This is a genomic window from Arthrobacter sp. H41, from assembly GCF_000520535.1.
In the GTDB taxonomy this organism is placed as follows: domain Bacteria; phylum Actinomycetota; class Actinomycetes; order Actinomycetales; family Micrococcaceae; genus Arthrobacter_D.
The window spans coordinates 1-18506 of record NZ_KI914831.1 but is presented as its reverse complement, the minus strand read 5'-3'; the positions used below and the strand labels follow the sequence as shown (position 1 = coordinate 18506).

Sequence of the window (18506 nt, the reverse complement as noted above, 5' to 3'; positions counted from 1 at the left end):
CGCTTCTCCATCCTGGCCGACGACGCCGGAGGGTTCGGCCAGTGCGCGCAGCACTCGGACGGCATCACCGAGGTGAGTGCCGGCGCGGTGACGACCCGGATCCGCGAGCCCTTCTTCCGCTGGCTCGACGACGCCTGGGGGCGCCGCGTGGTGCGGCGTCCCGACGGCTACGAGTGCGGGTTCGCTCTCGGCTGGCTCGGTCACCTGGGCTACGAACTGAAGCGCGAGACGGGCGGAAGCTCGCTTCCCTCCTCGCCCGTTCCCGATGCCGCACTGATCTTCGCCGGCCGGGCCGTCGTACTCGACCACCGGGAGGGAACGGCGTTCCTCCTCACCCTGACCGACGGCGCATCCGACCCCGAGTGCGGGGACTGGCTCGCAACGGCACGGAAGGCTGTCCTCGACAACAAGCAACCAGCCCCCGAAGCGATCGAGCGGGCCTTCACCGAACCGCCGGTCTTCGAGGCGAGGGATTCGCGGGCAGGGTACCTCGACAAGATCCGAGAGGCACAGGAACAGATCACCGACGGCAATACCTACGAGGTGTGCCTCACCACCTCGCTCGTGTCGAGCGTGAAGCGCCCGGTCGACCCCCTTGCCTCCTACCTGAGCCTGCGCCGCGCAAGCCCGGCACCGTTCGGGCATCTCATCCGCTGGCCGGACTTCGCCGTCGCGAGCACCTCGCCCGAGCGCTTTCTGAAAATCGATGCCGACGGCGGTCTCCGGGCCGAACCCATCAAGGGCACCAGGGGCCGTTCACCGGACCCGGAGACCGACGCAGGACTTCGCCGGGACCTCACGGCCTCACTCAAGGACCGCGCCGAGAACATCATGATCGTCGACCTGCTCCGCAACGATCTCTCCCACCACGCCGTCCCCGGGTCGGTCACCGTGAGCCGTCTCTGCGACGTCGAAACCTATGCCACGGTGCACCAGCTGGTCAGCACCATCGAGGCGAAGCTCAAGCCCGGAACGTCCCGTGCCGAGGTGATCGCCTCGGCTTTTCCCGCGGGGTCCATGACGGGTGCGCCCAAGATCAGCACCATGGCCATCCTCGATCATCTCGAGGGCCGGGCCCGCGGAGTCTATTCGGGGGCCGCCGGCTACCTTTCCCTGACCGGCGCCGCTGACCTCGCCGTCGTCATCCGCACCCTGGTGATCGAACACACCGACGACGGCGCGCGCCTCAGCCTCGGCGTCGGCGGTGCCATCACCGCGGATTCGGTGCCGGCCGAAGAATGGGAGGAAGTACGGACCAAAGCCCTCGGTGTGCTCTCCGGACTCGGTGCGGTGTTCCCTGATGCTCCCTGACGTTTCCTGATGTTTTTTGATGTTTTTTGATGTTTTTTGAGATAGCTTCGCGGACCTCGTTGGATAAGCTGGCCCCATGACTGTTCTGGTGTTCCTCGACGCAGCGCATGGTGACGGCCGCATAGTTGATCCGTCGAAGCCGCAACTCATGGCCAACGACCTCGGAGCCACGCGTGGTGACGGCATCTTCGAGTCGCTGTTGGCCGTGGACGGCGTGCCCCGCAAGGAGCGGGCACACCTCGACCGGCTGGCGTCCTCCGCTGCCGCCCTCGACCTCGCCATCCCGGCCGCCGAGGCCTGGAGCCGCGCCATCCGCACCGCCCTGGACGAGTTCACGGCAACCGAACCAGCGCCGTCCGAAGCAGTGGTCAAACTCGTTGCGACACGCGGCACGGAAGGCGCGGCCGAACCCACCGCCTGGGTCCAGGTGTCACCCGTACCCGCCGCCACCCGGCGGCAGCAGGCGGCCGGCGTCGAGGTCCTGCTCCTCGAACGCGGCTATGACAGCACGGTGGCGCAGCGCGCGCCGTGGCTCCTGATGGGCGCCAAGACGCTCTCCTATGCCGTCAACATGGCTGCGGTCCGCTACGCGAAATCCCGCGGCGCCGACGACGTCATCTTCACATCCTCGGACGGCAAGGTCCTCGAGGGCCCCACGTCCACCGTCCTCCTCGCGCGCCGCCAGGGCACGGCCAAGACCCTGCTGACGCCGCAGCTCGAAAGCGGCATCCTCCCGGGGACCTCCCAGGGAGCACTGTTCGAGGCTGCCCGCGGGAGCGGCTGGAACCTGGGCTACGGGCCGCTGGAGCCGCATCACCTGCTCGAGGCGGACGCGGTGTGGCTGATTTCGAGCGTGCGGCTCTTGACGCCGGTCACCGCCATCGATGGCACGCCGATTACCACGTCGGTGGAACTGACCCGTGAGCTGTCGGAGCTCGTGGACCGGTTCGTCTAGCACACAGTCCGCCTTTCGAGAAGCTTCTTTACGCGGTGTTGCCCGTTCATTTTGATCTGCGCTGCGCCGTCGTATAAATTTGTTAAACAATCAAGAGTTCCAGCCACAGGCCCTGGCCGGCTGGACAGCAACCCTCTCCCGTAGTGGGGTGCTCCAGGTGAAGATTCGGCCGCCGGGCCAAGTCCCCCGGTAGGCAAGTACGGCGTTCTGCCGGTCAGCCCCGAAAGCAGCCGTCCAACGCCCGCACAGCCTGGAACAGCGAGCGTGTCACCCGAGCAAGAAGCAGAGCCGAGCAATTTCCGCCATCAGCCGGCACCCCCTGAAACATCCCGTCCCTGATCCCGCACGCCCGCAGACCGGGCCGCGTCCATCGAAGGAAGCCATGAACTTCTCCCGCAAAATCCTTGCAGCCCTCACCGTCCCCTTGCTCGCTCTGACCGTCTCGTGCGGTTCGAACAGCAGCGAATCCACCGACTCCGGCCCTACCACCGACGCCCTCGCCGGCAGCGACCAGGAGTCGCTCGACCAGTACACCACCGAGGACACCACGCCGGTGGACCAGATCGACACCTCGGAGCTGGGCCTCGTCACCGATGGCACCCTCCGTGTGGGAACCCTCTCCGATGCGCCGCCGAACATCTTCATCGAGAACGGCGTCTTCACCGGCTACGACAATGAGCTGCTGCGCGCCATCGGCGACGAGCTCGGTCTCGACGTCGAGTTCGCCTCGACCGATTTCTCCGCGCTCCTGGCACAGGTGCAGAACAAGCAGTTCGACGTCGGCTCCTCCTCGATCTCCACCACCGCGGAACGCCGCGAGGGTGTCGGGTTCACCAACGGCTACGACTTCGGCTACATGGCGGTCGTGGCCAAGAGCGACTCCGACATCACGGGCTTCGACTCCCTGTCGGAGAACACCCGCATCGGTGTGGTCCAGGGCACGGTCCAGGACGACTACGTGACGAACACCCTGGGCCTGGAGCCCGTTCGCTTCGCTGACTACAACACCGTCTACGCCAACGTGACGAACGGCCAGATCGACGCCTGGGTGGCCCCGTCGCAGCAGGCCACCGGCCAGGTCAAGGAGGGCGACGGCACCACCATCGCCGAAACCATCATCAACACCGAGAACTTCACTGCCTATGCAGTCAACAGCGAGAACCAGCCGCTGATCGATGCCCTGAATTCCGGCCTCGACGCAGTGATCGAGGACGGCACCTGGGCCGAGCTCACCCAGGAGTGGTACCCGGACCGCGAGATGCCGACCGACTGGAAGCCCGGCAGCAAAGCCGTAGAAGTCAAGTAGCGCTGCATGAACGCTTTCGAACAGCTCCTGCAGACCTTCTTCGACTGGGAGGCAATGGCTTCGGTCCTCCCGGAACTCCTCACGGTGGGCCTGCCGAACACCCTGATCCTGGCCATCAGTTCCGGCGTGATCGGGACGGTGCTCGGGATGATCCTCGCGGTGATGGGTATTTCGAGGAACCGGGCGCTCCGCTGGGCAGCGCGCGTGTACACGGACATCTTCCGGGGAGTTCCCGCCGTCGTCATCATCCTGCTCATCGGGATCGGGCTGAGTCCGCTCTTCCGGCAGCTGACCGGCAGCACGAGCCCGTTCCCGATGGGCATCCTGGCGCTGTCGCTGATGGCCGCCGCCTACATCGGGGAGATCTTCCGCTCCGGCATCCAGAGCGTCGAGAAGGGCCAGCTCGAGGCGTCCCGTGCGCTCGGCTTCAGCTACCACTCCTCGATGCAGCTGGTGGTCATTCCCCAGGGTGTCCGCCGCGTCCTGCCCGCTCTGGTGAACCAGTTCATCTCCCTGATCAAGGAATCCTCCCTGATCTACTTCCTCGGGCTGCTGGCCAGCGAGCGCGAACTGTTCCGCATCGGCAACGACGCGGCAGGCAACACGGGCAACCTCTCACCGCTCATCGCGGCGGCCGTGCTGTACCTGTGCCTCACCGTTCCGCTGACGCACCTCGTCAACTACATCGACAACCGCCTGAGGATGGGCAAGCGCGAGAAGCCCGAACCCGATGATATTGCCGCCCGGATCGGCGAAGGAGCGAAAACATGAGCACGATCGAATCGGGCACCCTGACCGGGCGCAGCCTCCACCTCTCCTTCGGCTCCAACCATGTACTCCGCGGTATCGACCTGCACGTGGAGCGCGGCACCACGGCCTCGGTGATCGGCCCCTCCGGCTCGGGAAAATCGACGCTGCTGCGGGTCCTGAACCGGCTCATCGAACCGGATCAGGGCGACATCCTCCTCGACGGACGCTCGGTGCTCAAGGACAATCCGGACGAACTGCGCCGCCGCATCGGCATGGTGTTCCAGCAGTTCAACCTGTTCCCGCACAAGACCGTCGTGGACAACGTCTCACTGGCACTGCGGAAGCTCCGCGGGATGTCAGCGGATGAAGCGCGCGCGAAGGCTCTGGCCCAGCTCGACCAGGTGGGGCTGAAACACAAGGCGGAGGTTCGCCCTGCCAACCTGTCCGGCGGCCAGCAGCAGCGTGTCGCCATCGCCAGGGCCCTTGCCATGGACCCCGAGGTGATGTTCTTCGACGAGGCGACCTCCGCGCTGGACCCGGAACTCGTCAAGGGCGTCCTCGCACTCATGGCCGATCTCGCAACAGCCGGTATGACCATGGTGGTGGTGACCCATGAGATGGGCTTCTCCCGGAACGTCTCCGACACCGTCACGTTCATGGACGGCGGCGTCGTCGTGGAAAGCGGGCCTCCCGCGGCCATCTTCGACAATGCGCAGACCCCGCGGCTGAAGTCATTCCTCTCGGACGTGCTCTAGGAGCTGCCCACCCACCAGGCGCATCCCGCGGCGGTCCTTCCTGCATCAGGACAGGAGGAAGTTCCAGGTCCCGGCCAGCAGGGCCGCCGTCAGCGCACCCGCGGCGATTCCCACTCCCCCCACCGCGACGACGGCGTCGAGCGCGCTGAATCTACTCTCGCGGGCCCAGGTCCGCGGGCCCGCTCCGAAGCCCCGCGCCTCCATGGCGACGGCAAGGCGCGTGGCACGCCGGATCGCCTGCACCAGAAGGCCGAAGGCCTGGCCGAGGAAATTGCGGAAGCGCATCAGCGTGTTTCCTTCGGCTCCCGCGCCGCGGGCGTGCCGTGCGAGCCCGAGGATCCGCCACTCCTCCACCAGCAGGCCGACCAGGCGCAGGGCCGCGAGGGCGCCGAGCACGAAGCGGTGCGGTGCGTGCAGCTTCTGGGCAAGGGCATCGGCCAGGTCGGTGGGATCGGTGGAGACTGCAAGGAAGATGCCGGGCAGGGCCAGTGCGAGTCCCCGGATCCCGATGGCGAATCCCGCTGATACCGACCCTTCGGTGAATAGCACGGGGCCGATCTCCAGCAGCACGGCGCCCGTCTTCTCGGCGAGCAGCGCCGTGCCATAGGCGGCCACCAGCGCCGCGACGAGCAGGGGCCAGGCCCGCAGCAGCAGACCGCGGATGCTGATCCCCAGCAGCGGCATCAGCAGGATCTCACATCCGAGCGCCACCGCAGCGCTGACCCAGTCGATACTGAGCATCACTACCGCGGTGATCACTCCTGCGGCGAAGAGCTTGGAGAGCGGGTTCGCGCGGAGCAGCACGGTGTTGCCCGTCAGCGAGGGCGTCAGGATGTCACTGCTCATGGCGCACCCCGCTGCGCGGCGACGGGCCCCACTTCGAGGACGCGGTTGCCGAGCGCTTCGGTGAAGTCGGTGTCGTGGGTCACCGACAGGACGCAGCTGCCCTCGCTGACCAGTTCCCGCAGCAGACCGACGAGCTCCGCCCAGGTCCCGGCGTCCTGCCCGAACGTCGGTTCGTCGAGCACCAGGATGTCGGGGCTGGTCGCGAGCATGGTGGCCACCGACAGCCGCCGCTTCTCTCCACCGGACAGGGTGAAGGGATTCGCCGCGAGGAGGTGGCCGAGACGGAGCCTTTCGGCGAGCTCGTTGATACGGGGGCGGAAGGAAGTTTCCGGCTCGCGGGCCACGCGGCGCGGCCCGANGCGGCCCGAACTCCAGTTCGTCCGCCACGGTGGAGGTGAGGAACTGGTGCTCGGGTTCCTGGAAGACGGTACCGATGCGCTGCACGAGTTCGGCCGACCGCCACGTCGAAGGGTCGGTGCCGGCTCCGCGGGCCAGCGGCGTACCTGCCGCGACCTTTCCCTGGCGGGGCTTCAGGAGCCCGGCCAGTGTCAGGGCGAGCGTCGACTTTCCTGCTCCATTAGGACCTACGATGCTGAGGGCCGATGCAGCCCGCAGCGCGAGGTCCACACCAGCGAGAACCTCGGGTCCCCGCTTCGTCCGCGCCACCGCGAGGTTGGCCGAGGACAGCAGGATGTCTCCGCCCGCGCCGGGCAGTGGGCCCTCCACCGCCGGTTTACGACCAGGCACCCAGACCCCGGCCTTGCCGAGGGTGCGGCGGGCGGCTTCCCTGCCGAGGACGTCCGCAGGCGTGCCGTCGGCGAGGACTCCGCCGTCGGAGGCAAGCACCACCACACGGTCGACGACGCTTGCCCACACCTCCACGCGGTGTTCGACCACCACGAGCGTCGCCGGGTTCCGGTCGAGCACCCGGACGACGGCGTTGCGCACGTCGATGACGCCCTGCGGGTCGAGGTTGGCCGTGGGTTCGTCGAGCAGCAGCAGCCCCGGCTGCATGGCAAGGACCGAGGCGAGCGCGAGACGCTGTTTCTGTCCGCCGGACAGTGCGGAGGTGGAGCGGTCGAGCGGCACGTCCAGCCCGACGTCGTCGAGCGAGCGGTGGACGCGTTTCCAGATGTCAGCGCGCGGAACCGAGAGGTTCTCCGCTCCGAACGCCACCTCATCACCAACCCTCGCAAGGACGACCTGAGAATCAGGATCCTGCAGCACCAGCCCGGCACGGCCGCGCTGGGAAGCCGGACTGCCGCCGTCGAGCAGGAGTGTACCCTCCTGCTCGCCCTCGTCGTCGTTCCCCAGCACCCCGGCCAGGGCGGAAAGGAGCGTGGACTTGCCGGCACCGGAGGCACCGAGGAGCAGGATCCGCTCACCGGGCTCGACAACGAGGTCGATCCCCCGCACCGCGAACCGGGAGCGGCCCGCGTGCCGCCACCCCCAGTCCGAGGCGGTGACGGCAACGGGTGCTGTCGAGTGCTGGGTCACACGTCGGCCGTGCGGCCCGCGGCGAAGGAGGAGAGCACTCCCGTTTTGGCGAGTCCGCGCATGGCGAGCCAGGAAAGCAGCCCCGCGATCACGACGCCGGAGATGGAGGCGAAGAGCACATAGAGGAGCTGCCAGTCGATGGCCCACAGTGCGTTGTACAGGATGTTCTCGCTGATCGCCAGTGCCACCCCTGCGCCGAGCCCCGCGAGGAGTGCGACGCCGAGGTTCCAGCGCCGATAGAGGAAGAGCAGGAACACGAGTTCGGCGCCGAGGCCCTGAATAGCGCCGGAGACGACGACGAGGAGTCCCCATTGCGTGCCGAGTGCCATCGACACCACCGCCGCGAGGACTTCGCAGTAGATGGCGGCACCGGGCTTGCGGATGATCAGCCCGCCAAGGACTCCTGCAATGAGCCAGCCGCCCACGTAGAGGCCGCCGAGTGGTGGAAATGCTGCGGTGATGCCGCTGATGAGCGAGTAGCCCGCGGACCAGGCGAAGAAGACGACACCGACCGCCACGGCGATGACCGAAGCCACCACGATGTCGACGACGCGCCATTCGAGGCTGCGGGTTCGAGTGCCCCGGGGGGCAGTTGTTGTTGCCATGCTGAAGAATCCTCCTGAGGTACAGGAGGGGAGAGCGGTTCAGGGAGAAATCCTCCTCGAACCACTCTGAGAACTCGACTCCCTTCGCCGGTACTAACCGGATCAGGTTCGAGGGTCTGCGGCTGTCCGCACTCTCAGCGCCCGGTTCCGGCAGCACTTGCTGCGGCGGAACGGCGCTCCCCTGTCGTATGTGTTTGGTGAAGCGTCTCGATCCTACACCGCGGGGCTTTCCAGTGCCTCTTTACTCCGGCCCTGCACTCCGGGGGTGCTTCACTCCGGCCGACGGCGGTCGCCGATACCCTTGACCGCACCCGCTGCGCCCAGCACGAAACACGTCATCCAGATGGCGCCGCTCGGTCCCAGCGGCGCTGCCGCCAGTCCCGCTGCCGCGGGCAGGACGATCTGGCCGATCCGGTTGCCCAGGAGTCGGATGGCGAGGGCCGCGCCACGTGATTCTTCCCGCACGGCCCGGGAGATCAACGCCATGGTCAGGGGCTGTCCGAGGCCGAGGAAGAAACCGACCAGAACCTGGGACACCGCAGCGATCAGGAGATTCTCGAGCACATACGGCAACACCACCAAGCCCAGCGCTGCACCGATAAGACTCGCCAGCACCAACTGGTCCCGGCTCCACCGTCGCAGGAGGACGGTCAACAGGACCCGGGACAGAATGGTGGCAGCAGCGCGGAGAGCGAGCAGCAGACCGACGACCAGCGGCGGAACACCCTGCTGCTCGGCGATCAGCGGCAGGAACGCGATGAGGATGTCCATGGTGGTCAGGAGTGCCAGGCTGGCCAGCATGTTGGACTTCACCCCGGGGCGGCCGAGGATCATGCCGACGGAGTCCTTGACGCTCGTGGGTGCAGTTCCCTTCACCGCGGTGCCGGCCGTTTCGCGGTTTCCGATCCTCACCAGGATCAACGGCACGGCGATCAGGGCCAGCAGTCCGGCAAGCAGCAGGGCCTGATCGATGTCCGCGAGACGTCCCGCCACGGTGGCAGCGCCTGGATTGCTGAGGAGTACGCCGGCGACGAGCGGGCCCACCATTTGTCCCAGGGCGAACCCTGCGGTGAACCAGCCGAATCCGGCATCGATCGAGTCTGGATGGGAACGCTTGGCGATCATGGACTGCGCTGCGATGGCGAAGGCAAGATGTCCCAACCCCAAGCCGGCGCTACCGACGGCCACGAGCAGCAAAGAGGCCGAGGCGGATAACAGCAGGCAACTGAGGGTGAGGGTCAGCAGTCCCGCGGCAATCAGCGGCCGCAGCCAGGCGGCTTTGTCCGACAATCGGCCGAGTGCGATGGCGACAGCCGCGGGGAGGATTGCGAAGGCGGCCGAGATGAAGCCGATGGCGACGGCGTCGCCGCCAAGTGCCAGCGCCTTGTAGGAGATCAACAGCCGCGCCAGGTTCAACGACCCCTGACCGAGGATGGCTGCTGCAACGAGCATCCAGAGCCATCGTCCCGGCCGCGCCGCTCGTGCCATTGTGATGCTCCTCCAGTGGCGCCGGCGCTCGCACCCGCTTCCTTTTGAACGTTGACGGATCGTGACCGCCCTCCCGTTGCGGGGCGGGCGGTCAACGATCAGGAATTCACATCTTTCCTTTCCTCAGCTCGCTGTTGCTCACGACGCCGCCTACCGACGTCCCGAACCCGGACATTGACGATCCGCCGAATCCAGGGGCTGAGGAGCGGAACGGCGATGAGTGCGACCATGACGGCCAGGAGCCACATCGACGTGGCACGCTCGAAGAAGATCCCGAAGCTGCCGCCCGAGATGATCATCGTCTGGCGCAGCGTCTCCTCGGCCAGTGGCCCGAGCACCAGTGCAATCACCAGGGCCGCGGGAGAGAAGCCGTAGCGGCGCATGAAGAACCCGAGCACGCCGCAGGCGAGCATGATCCACACCTCGAGGATGCTGCCGTGAATGGTGTAGGTGCCGAGCGCACAGATCAGGATGATCACGGGAGCGAGCACCCGGAACGGCACCCTTGCAACATTGGCGAACGTCGGAATCATGAAGATGTTGATCAGCAGGAGCATCACGTTGCCGAGATACATGCTGGCGATCAGGCCCCAGGCGAATTCCGGGTTCTGTTCCATGAGGAGAGGCCCGGGCTGCAGGCCCCACATCAGGAACGCCGCCAAAAGGACCGCCGTCGACGATGATCCCGGTATACCGAGGGTCAGCAACGGCACCATTGCACCGGCGGAAGCGCCATTGTTGGCTGCCTCGGGTCCGGCCAGCCCCGCCATGGCTCCCTTGCCGAAACGCTCGGGCGTCTTCGAGATCGATTTCTCGACGTTGTAGGACATGAGCGAGGCAACCGTCGCCCCGGCGCCGGGCGCGGTTCCGGTGAAGAAACCGAGGAAGGAGCCGCGCAGCATCGCGCCGTTGGATTCCTTGAAGTCAGCCCGGGTGGGCCAGAAACCCTTGCCCCGGAGTGAAATCTTCTGGTAGTCGAGTTTCTCGAGGTGCCCACCGCGCCACATGGCGTGGAGGATCTCCCCCACACCGAACAGTCCGATGGCCACCGGGATGAAGTCGATCCCGTTGATGAGTTCGGTGGAACCGAACGTGTAGCGCTGCGCTCCGATTCCGACGTCGATGCCGACGGTTGCCAGGGCGAACCCGATGAGCGCGGAGATCACGCCGAGAAGGCGATTCTTCCCGACGATGACGATGAGCGTCAGCAGTCCGACGACCACGATCAGGAACAGTTCGGGCGGACCGAAGGTGCGGGCGACCGACGCGACACTCGGCGCGAAGAAGCTGATCAGGACGGCGCCGATCGTGCCCGCGATGAAGGACGCAATCGCTGCCATGATCAAGGCAGGCCCCGCACGGCCCTGCTTGGCCAGCGGATAACCGTCGAAGGTACTGGCGACGGTCGCCGATTCACCGGGAGTGTTGATCAGGACCGAGGTGATCGTGCCGCCGTACATGGAGCCGTAGTACACGGCTGCCATCATGACGATTGCGCCGGTGGGGTCCAGTCCGAACGTCAGCGGAAGCAGGATGGCAAGGCCCGCCGATGGACCGAGGCCGGGCATGACTCCGACGATCATGCCCAGGGTCACTCCCGCCCCCAGGAGCAGAATGTTCTGCAGGGTCAGGATCGAGACAATCCCCCCAGCCAGGTTATTGAAAACGTCCAAGCTAACTCTCCTTCGAGCCGAGTTGGATTCCGCTGTCAGAAGCGCGGAAGTATCCCCTCGGGCAAACCCGAATTGAGGAATGTTTGGAAGAGGAGGTACATCGCCAGGGGCAAGCCAAGGCTGAGCACGATATTGGTTACCAGGTGGGTCCTGTTCAGGAACCACAGCAGCGCAAACATGAAGAGAACACCGGAGACGATCGCGCCCAGGGTTGTGAGGGTCGCCACGAAGACCATGGTCAGGGCGATCGTGATGATCATGGCTTTCGGGTGGTGCCCGAGATCTCCCTCCCCCATGTCCTCCTCGAGGTCGACGGTGTCGTCATCCTCTCCGGAACCGACGCGCATACTCTGCACGAGCGCGATCAGGGTCAGCAGTGCGGCTGAGCCACCGATGACCCGAGGAAAGAACCCCGCACCAATGCGGCCCGATGCCGTAGTGGCCTCCATGCCGAAGGCAATTTCCGTGTAGGCGGCGAGGACCAGCAGCAACACGAGGAGAAAGATGGACTTGGCGGTGGGCCGCCGGCGCCAACCGGAACGACCCACCTTCCCAGCTTCCGCTTCGCCCTTGATGACGGAGTGGCTCAAAGCGCCCCGGCCTCTTCCAGAGTGGCTTCAAAACTGTCAGTGGTTTCCCGAAGCGAATCGAAGAACTCCTGGTCCCACTTGATGTTTTCGGTGAGGTAGTTGGAGGCGACGTATTCCTTCCACTCCGGGGTCTCGACAACTTCCTTCATGGTGGTGATCCACCATTCCTTGGCTTCCGCTGGGGCGTCCGGAGGCAGGATCATTCCGCGCGGCATGGCGGGAAGGTCTTCGATGCCCTTTTCCTCGCCCGTGGGGACATCGGGAAGAACGTCAAGCCTTTCAGCACCGGTGAACAGCAATGGCGTCATTTCGTCAGCCTCGATCTGTCCGAGTACTGAACCGGTATTGGAGACGATGGCATCCAGTGCTCCTGACAGAAGTGAGGTCTGGAGCTGGCCTTCCTCGTTGAACGGCACGTAGTCGATTTCGTAGCCGCTGGCTTCGGCGATCAGTTCATGCAGGATGAGGTCGACGTTCACCGTTCCGATTCCGCCGACGACGACGGTCTCCTGCTCCTGGGCATAGGAAACCCAGTCCTCCCAGGTTTCGTACTCGCTGCCCTCAGGGACGACGAACACCGCATCGTCGGTGGCGAACAGGCCGATCGGGGTGAAGTCCTCGAAGGTCCAGCCGGTGTCCGACTGCAGGGGTGTGGTGATGAAAGAGCCTGACGTCGTCGATACGTCATAACCGCTGCCGGCCTTGCTGAACAGGTAACCCCAGCCGGTTGCGCCACTTCCGCCTTCACGGTTCTCCAGCGAGATGTTCTCCGGATACATCTCGTACTGGTTGATGATGTCCACCATGGTTCGGGCCATGATGTCGTTACCGCCACCGGCCCCGAAGGCGATCGTCCAGTCCATATCCTCCGAGGGATAGTCGGCCCCGGCCTCTGCTCCTGATCCGGCGTCATTGCCGCAGGCGGTCAGGGATGCGATGAGGGTCAGTGCTGCCACTGTGGTGATGATTTTCTTACTGCGCATTTCTTTTCTCTTCTCCTCGTAACGTCGTTGTAGTGCGGAGCGGGTGAATATCTGCATCGGTGAGCGAAAGGCTAGTCGGCGTCGAGCCGGTGCCAGGAGCCGACGGCGAAAGCGACCAGACGTCCGCTTTCGTCGGTGAGGCGTGACTCGAGGTGGACGATCCGCCGTCCCGCCCGAAGGATGGTGGCGACGCAGCGCCCGGTTCCTTCCAGGGGCCGGAAATACCGGAAGTTCATTTCCAGCGTCACCGCAGTCGAGAGGTAACGATGGCACAGGTGGCCCATCGAGATGTCCATCGCTGTGGCGATGATCCCGCCGTGCACCGAGCCCTGCGGATTGCGGAGGTGTGCGGCGTACGGCAGGACGACGGTGCAGCTCTGCTGGTCATCGTCATAGCTGATGTCCAGGTCAAGGAATCGGGACAGGAAGAAGTTTCCGAATTCCTGGCTCGAATCGCCCGCTGCCTCGCGGGCCTGGTCCACTGCTCCCTCGAAGGTCGTCCCGGTCATGCTCAGGACCACTGGAAGTTCGGTGGCCGTTTCGCGAGGAACGCCTTCACGCCTTCGGCGAAGTCCTCGGTGTCGAAGGACGAGTTGCGCAGGTCGATGGTGTCCTGGTCGTCCTGAACCTGGCCAAGGACGATGCGTCGCACCATCTCCTTGCCTGCCCGGACACTGAACTGCGCCCTGGAACAGACTGTCTCCGCGAAGTCGTAGGTGAACTGCTCGAGCTCCTCGGGTGAGGAGAGCTCATCGAACAAGCCAAGCGAAAGGGCGCGCTCGGCCGGGATCTGCAGTCCGGACATCAGGATCCATTTGGCACGCGCCGGCCCGACCAGGTCCACCACCCGCTTGCTCGACTCGAGGCTGTAGACCAGTCCGAGCTTTCCCGGCGTGATGGCGAACCGGCTCTTGGTGTCGGCGAACCGGATATCGCAGGCCAGCGCCAGTCCGGCACCGCCGCCGATGCAGTAGCCATGGATCATGGCGATGGTGGGCTTCTTCAGGCCTTCAATGGCGTGTTCGGCTTCCGCTACCCGCTCGTTGTAGTTACGGGCGCTGGTTGCGTTGCCACGTTCCTTCTCGAATTCGCTGATGTCCGCACCGGACGCGAAGGACTTCTCGCCTGCCCCTCGCAGCACGATCACTTTGACTGCGGGATCCTCATCGAGCTCGGAGACGACTCCTGGCAGCTCGGTGTACATCCCGATGGTGATGGCGTTGTGGCTCTTGGGCCGGTTGAGGACGACGGTGGCAATTGCTCCCTGGCGCTCGACCAGTATTTCGTCAGACATGGGTGTCGCTCCTCTGCAGGGTGGGGTGGGCGTCGAAGGCGACGCCGTCGGTGAAGAGCTTCTCGATCGTTGCGTTGTCCAGCCCTGCCTCGCGGAGGACTTCGGCGGTGTGCTGCCCGAGCCAGGGAGCGGGGCCGCGCACGCTGTAATCCATGTTCGAGAACTTCGTGGGCGGTGCGATGGTTTTCATTCCACCCATGATCGGATGCTCGACGTCGACGATCATATCCCTGGCAAGGATCTGCTCGTTCTGGAGGGTCTGGTCATAAGTCAGTGCGGGGCCGCAGGGAACACCGACTCCATCGATGATGGCGATCCATTCATCGGTGTTCTTCGTCATGGTGATGGCTTCGATCTCGCGTTCCAGCTCGTCGATGTTCGCCATCCTGTCCGGCAGCGTGACGAACCGCGGATCGCTCAGCCACTCCTCCTTGCCCAGGGCTTCAGTGGCAAGGCGTTCCCAGAGGCGGTCATTCGCCGCGCCGATCGTGACGTATCCGTCGGCCGTACGGTACGCCTGATACGGGGTGGAGCGGCGGTGCCTGGTTCCGGTGGCCTGCGGGACCTCGCCGCCGGAGAAGAATGCTCCCGATTCCCACACGGTCCAGGCCAGGCCTGCCTCCAGGATGGAGATGTCCATGTACTGCCCCTCGCCGGTCTTCTGCCGGAGCATCTGCGCACCCATGATCGAGTAGACCGCGGTCATGCCGGCGGCGATGTCATTGATGGCGATGCCCACCTTTGCCGGCTTTCCTCCCGGCTCCCCCGTCATCCGCAGGAAGCCACCGACGCCCTGCGCCATGATGTCGAAGCCAGGACGGTGCTTGTACGGACCCGTCTGGCCGAAGCCGCTGATGGAGCAGTACAGGATGTCCGAGCGGACCTTCCGCACGGACTCGTAGTCGATTCCGAGACGCTTGGCGACGCCGGGACGGAAATTCTCGATGACCAGGTCTGCGTCCTCGGCAAGCTTGAGGAGGAGGGTTTTCCCCTCTTCCGTCTTCAGGTCGAGGGAAATGCTGCGCTTGCTGCGGTTGGGCATCGCGCCGGGGTAGCTTTCACCATTGACCTTCGGTGCGAACCGGCGTTCATCAGCTCCGGTGTGGGGCACCTCGATCTTGATGACGTCCGCTCCCATTTCTGCCAGGACCATCGTGCAATAGGGCCCGGAGAGGAATCTTGTGAGGTCGAGGACACGGAATCCGTCGAGAGGGAGCATATTGCCCCTTTCCTGTATAGTGGGATGCACTACCGCTCTTCGGGAAGTGACTCACATCACCGTAGGGGTTCCACCAATAAGTGTCAAGGGGTCTGAATGGAAAATGACGACGGCGCAAAGCTACGCAGCGGGGTCCAGTCGATCGACCGCGCGGTGGCGATCCTGCGCTGCTTCGACTCGCGCAATCCGGAGCTTGGAATCACCGAGGTAGCGAAGCGGACCGGATTGTCCACCAGCACCGCGCACCGCATCCTCGCGTCCATGGCGGCCAACCGGCTCATTCGACAGACTTCTGACAAGCGTTACGGTCTCGGTCCGCTTCTGATTCAACTGGCGCGCAACGGTGCAATCCCGACGACGTTCCGTGACGTCGCCATGCCGTTCATGATGAAGCTGCGCGACGAGGTGGACGAGACGGTCGGACTGCACGAGCTGCTGTCCACCGGCGAACGCGCCGTCATCGACCAGGCCGAAAGCCGCCAGGAGATCCGGAGGCACTATACCGACATCGGGGTCCCCGTGCCCCTGCCCCATGGCGCGCCCGGAAAGGTGATCCTCTCCGTCCTGCCCTGGGATCGCCAGGAGTGGTGGCTTTCACGCTCGATCCGTCCGGTGACCCCGGCTACGGTTACCGACCCCGATCGGTTGCGGGCGGAGTTGAGCCGGATCCGGGATCAAGGCTGGGCCGATTCCAATGCGGAACGGACCACGGGGATCCGGGCCGTTGCTGCGCCGATCTTCGACCATACAGGCAGCGTCATCGGCGCCGTCGGCCTGTCGGTGCCATCCATGCGTATCGATGAGGGACGGGCAGCACTGCTGGGACTCCGGGCCAAGGAGACGGCGTGGGAGATATCCGAAGCACTGGGAGCCTCGGATGCAGCTGTGAAGCAGAATTTCCGACGCGCCCTCGCACCCGGCGAACAAGCAGCCGAGTGAAGGAAACTACCCTGGCTGCGGCCGGCCGTTCCCGGGCGACGGCCGGAAATCTACTTCGACGCCTTGACTGACAGGACCGCGCAATCGGCGCTCAGGAGGACCTCCTGCGCATTGGAGCCGAGGAAGAGTTTGCCGACAGGACTCCGCCGGCGCATGCCGATGACGATCAGTTCTGCCCGGGTCTCTTCCGCAACTGCGGTCAGGTCCTCGCTCGGGAGTGTTCCCCGCGCCATGGTGCGGATTTCGTACTCGACGCCGGCATCCGCGACGCTCTTTTCCATTTCTTTCAGTTCAGTCTCGTACTGGGCCTTTTCCTGGCCGCTGGCCTGCCTTCCGCTGTCTCTGGAATTGACGACGACGAGCTTGAGCTTCCGGAGTCGTGATTCCTCGATCGCACGCTGGAGAGCCGCCCGGCCTTCCGGGGTCGGTATGTAACCTACTACGACTGACATGGATGCTGCTCCCTGGGTGGATCTTGCGATGAAAGGCTCCGGCGCGCTTGACGTGCAAAATTTACCATAGCGATTCCTGCCCGCCCGACGGGTTCTGCGGGCAGGCCCGGCACTACTGAAAGGCCAGAAATGACGGATGAACGAGGCAGAATTGCCGTGGTCGGCCCCGGTGCGGTGGGCGGCCTGATTGCCGCACTGCTCCACCGCGCCGATGAAGACGTCGTTGCTGTTGCACGCCCGGATGCGGCAAAGGCGATCAACAGCGACGGTCTGACCATCCGAAGCGGGCAGTATGGAAATTGGACTGCTCCCGTACCTGCGCAGGAGACCGTTCCGCACGGAGCACGGGTGATCCTGGCCACGAAGGCATTCGCGCTGTCCGATTCGATTGCGAGGATCCGCACTTCGGCTCCGGCCGAAATCATCTCCCTGCTGAATGGCTTGGACCATCTGGCGGACCTGCGAGAATCCTGCCCGGGAACGTCCATCACGGGTGCCGCCATCACGGTGGAAGCGGCGCGCTCCTCCCCGACCGTCGTGGAGCACCGAAGCCCCTTCCTTCGAATCGCTGTTCCCGAGGAAAGTTCAGATTCCCTGACGGTCGAGGCACTCCGCAGGGCTGGAATCACCGTGGCGGCCCGCGATTCCGAGAATGTCGTCCTGTGGAACAAGTTTCGGTTCCTGGCGCCGTTGGCGCTCCTGACCAGCTACTGGAACCTGCCGATCGGCGCGGCCCTCGCACGCGATGAAGACCTCACCACAGGGCTCCTGACGGAAGTCAGTGCTGTTGCAACAGCCGACGGCCTGCCGACGACCGTTCCGACCGTCGCTGAGGCGCTGCGCGGCCTTCCACCTGGTATGCGATCCTCGCTGCAGTTGGACATGGCTGCGGGAAAACCGAGCGAACTCGACGCCATTGGAGGAACGCTGATGCGCCGCGGCCAGAAGCATGGACTTTTCACCCCGGCCGTCGCGAGGATGGTCGACGAGTTGCGGACCACCGAATCGCTCGGGAACCGTCGAAGCTGAAATGAGGACTCACCACATGACACCGAACGGGAAATCAGCAACGCGAATCGCTGTGCTGGACGACTATCAGGCCGTCGTCGAGCGGATGGCCGACTGGCATTCCGGCGAGCACCCGTTGGATCCTGTTTTTTTTCACGACCACCTGACCGACGAAGACGCTCTGGTAGAGCGCCTTCTGGACTTCGACATCGTGGTCGTGATGCGCGAGCGAACGCCACTCCGGGCCGAAGTCATCAAACGCCTACCGAGGCTGCGGCTGATAGTGACCACCGGAATGCGGAACGCGGCAGTCGATGCGAATGCCGGTGTCCTGGTATGCGGCACCGAGTCGCTGGGTACACCTACAGTCGAACTCACCTGGGCCCTGATATTGGCACTTCAACGCAATCTGAGAAGGGAGGAAGAGTCCCTGCGGAACGGCCACTGGCAATCCGGCTCCATCGGATCGGGCCTTGCCGGTTCGACTCTGGGCGTGCTCGGACTAGGAAGAATCGGCACCAAGGTTGCCGCCGTCGGCCTTGCCTTCGGAATGAACGTCATCGCGTGGAGCCACCATCTGACTCCACAGCGGGCGGGCGAAGGAGGAGCGGAATGGGTATCGGAGGACGACCTCTTCCAACGCTCGGACGTATTGTCGATCCACCTGCAGTTGAGTTCGCGGACAGCGGGGCTCGTTACGGAGCGGCATCTGCACTCGATGAAATCCACTGCGGTGCTCGTGAACACGTCCCGCGCGGGCATCGTCGACCAGGACGCGCTGGTGGCGGCCCTGGGAAGCCGCCGCATCGGCGGCGCGGGCCTCGACGTTTTCGAC

General features: G+C 64.9%; 18 protein-coding genes, 2 pseudogenes and 2 riboswitches. Of the genes and pseudogenes, 8 read left to right on the top strand and 12 right to left on the bottom strand.

Annotated features, from left to right (window positions below; genetic code table 11):
* The 5 genes from Y705_RS20405 to Y705_RS0114925 all read left to right on the top strand — a co-directional run.
* Positions 1-1311: anthranilate synthase component I family protein (locus Y705_RS20405; protein ID WP_162149095.1), on the top strand; the 1311-nt coding region annotated here is incomplete at its 5' end.
* A gap of 76 nt (positions 1312-1387) precedes the next feature.
* Positions 1388-2266, top strand: coding sequence for an aminodeoxychorismate lyase (locus Y705_RS0114940; RefSeq protein ID WP_026533442.1), 879 nt, complete (start codon positions 1388-1390; stop codon positions 2264-2266).
* An 88-nt stretch (positions 2267-2354) separates the two neighbouring features.
* Positions 2355-2472: riboswitch (SAM riboswitch) on the top strand.
* 176 nt (positions 2473-2648) lie between these two features.
* Positions 2649-3572 carry an ABC transporter substrate-binding protein gene (locus tag Y705_RS22795; RefSeq protein WP_049822848.1) on the top strand — a complete coding sequence of 308 codons (924 nt, stop codon included), beginning with the start codon at positions 2649-2651 and terminating at the stop codon, positions 3570-3572.
* A gap of 6 nt (positions 3573-3578) precedes the next feature.
* Positions 3579-4343 carry an amino acid ABC transporter permease gene (locus Y705_RS22790; protein WP_026533440.1) on the top strand — a complete coding sequence of 255 codons (765 nt, stop codon included), beginning with the start codon at positions 3579-3581 and terminating at the stop codon, positions 4341-4343.
* On the top strand, positions 4340-5077 hold the full coding sequence (locus tag Y705_RS0114925; RefSeq protein ID WP_026533439.1) for an amino acid ABC transporter ATP-binding protein: 738 nt from the start codon (positions 4340-4342) through the stop codon (positions 5075-5077). The genes Y705_RS22790 and Y705_RS0114925 overlap by 4 nt, the downstream gene beginning before the upstream one ends.
* A 45-nt stretch (positions 5078-5122) precedes the next feature.
* On the opposite strand, the pseudogene Y705_RS0114920 reads toward Y705_RS0114925, so the two are convergent.
* From Y705_RS0114920 to Y705_RS20390, 11 genes and pseudogenes are all read right to left on the bottom strand, one after another.
* Positions 5123-5875: pseudogene (locus tag Y705_RS0114920) on the bottom strand (energy-coupling factor transporter transmembrane component T family protein); the annotation flags it as partial.
* 44 nt (positions 5876-5919) lie between these two features.
* Positions 5920-6267 carry an ATP-binding cassette domain-containing protein gene (locus Y705_RS23500; protein ID WP_343212771.1) on the bottom strand — a complete coding sequence of 116 codons (348 nt, stop codon included), beginning with the start codon at positions 6265-6267 and terminating at the stop codon, positions 5920-5922.
* Positions 6268-6358: 91 nt separating this feature from the next.
* Positions 6359-7339, bottom strand: a pseudogene (locus Y705_RS0114915) (ATP-binding cassette domain-containing protein); the annotation flags it as partial.
* A 77-nt stretch (positions 7340-7416) separates the two neighbouring features.
* The gene (locus Y705_RS23305; protein ID WP_026533437.1) at positions 7417-8025 is read right to left on the bottom strand and encodes an ECF transporter S component; all 609 of its coding nucleotides are present in this window, start codon (positions 8023-8025) and stop codon (positions 7417-7419) included.
* Positions 8026-8087: 62 nt separating this feature from the next.
* Positions 8088-8218: riboswitch (TPP riboswitch) on the bottom strand.
* Between the two features lie 77 nt (positions 8219-8295).
* Entirely contained in the window at positions 8296-9513 is a 1218-nt protein-coding gene (locus Y705_RS20400) for an MFS transporter (protein ID WP_049822847.1), read from the bottom strand.
* 98 nt (positions 9514-9611) lie between these two features.
* Complete coding sequence (locus Y705_RS20395; protein WP_081738093.1) at positions 9612-11186, bottom strand: tripartite tricarboxylate transporter permease; 1575 nt, start codon at positions 11184-11186, stop codon at positions 9612-9614.
* 35 nt (positions 11187-11221) lie between these two features.
* Positions 11222-11776, bottom strand: a complete 555-nt coding sequence (locus Y705_RS0114895; protein WP_026533436.1) for a tripartite tricarboxylate transporter TctB family protein — start codon at positions 11774-11776, stop codon at positions 11222-11224.
* Positions 11773-12759, bottom strand: coding sequence for a Bug family tripartite tricarboxylate transporter substrate binding protein (locus Y705_RS0114890; RefSeq protein ID WP_026533435.1), 987 nt, complete (start codon positions 12757-12759; stop codon positions 11773-11775). The genes Y705_RS0114895 and Y705_RS0114890 overlap by 4 nt, the downstream gene beginning before the upstream one ends.
* 71 nt (positions 12760-12830) lie before the next feature.
* Entirely contained in the window at positions 12831-13268 is a 438-nt protein-coding gene (locus tag Y705_RS0114885; protein WP_081738094.1) for a PaaI family thioesterase, read from the bottom strand.
* A gap of 2 nt (positions 13269-13270) precedes the next feature.
* Positions 13271-14053: an enoyl-CoA hydratase-related protein gene (locus tag Y705_RS0114880; protein WP_026533433.1), complete on the bottom strand. Its 783-nt coding sequence runs from the start codon at positions 14051-14053 to the stop codon at positions 13271-13273.
* The gene (locus Y705_RS20390) at positions 14046-15272 is read right to left on the bottom strand and encodes a CaiB/BaiF CoA transferase family protein (protein WP_049822846.1); all 1227 of its coding nucleotides are present in this window, start codon (positions 15270-15272) and stop codon (positions 14046-14048) included. The genes Y705_RS0114880 and Y705_RS20390 overlap by 8 nt, the downstream gene beginning before the upstream one ends.
* 96 nt (positions 15273-15368) lie before the next feature.
* Between Y705_RS20390 and Y705_RS20385 the strand changes: the two genes are divergently transcribed.
* Entirely contained in the window at positions 15369-16211 is an 843-nt protein-coding gene (locus Y705_RS20385; RefSeq protein ID WP_049822845.1) for an IclR family transcriptional regulator, read from the top strand.
* Positions 16212-16261: 50 nt separating this feature from the next.
* On the opposite strand, the gene Y705_RS0114865 is transcribed toward Y705_RS20385, so the two are convergent.
* Entirely contained in the window at positions 16262-16663 is a 402-nt protein-coding gene (locus tag Y705_RS0114865) for a universal stress protein (RefSeq protein ID WP_026533432.1), read from the bottom strand.
* Positions 16664-16792: 129 nt separating this feature from the next.
* On the opposite strand from Y705_RS0114865, the gene Y705_RS0114860 reads away from it, so the two are divergent.
* Together Y705_RS0114860 and Y705_RS0114855 are read left to right on the top strand one after the other, a co-directional pair.
* Positions 16793-17692 carry a ketopantoate reductase family protein gene (locus tag Y705_RS0114860; RefSeq protein ID WP_026533431.1) on the top strand — a complete coding sequence of 300 codons (900 nt, stop codon included), beginning with the start codon at positions 16793-16795 and terminating at the stop codon, positions 17690-17692.
* Between the two features lie 16 nt (positions 17693-17708).
* On the top strand, positions 17709-18506 hold a 798-nt coding region (locus Y705_RS0114855), incomplete at its 3' end, for a D-2-hydroxyacid dehydrogenase family protein (protein ID WP_026533445.1).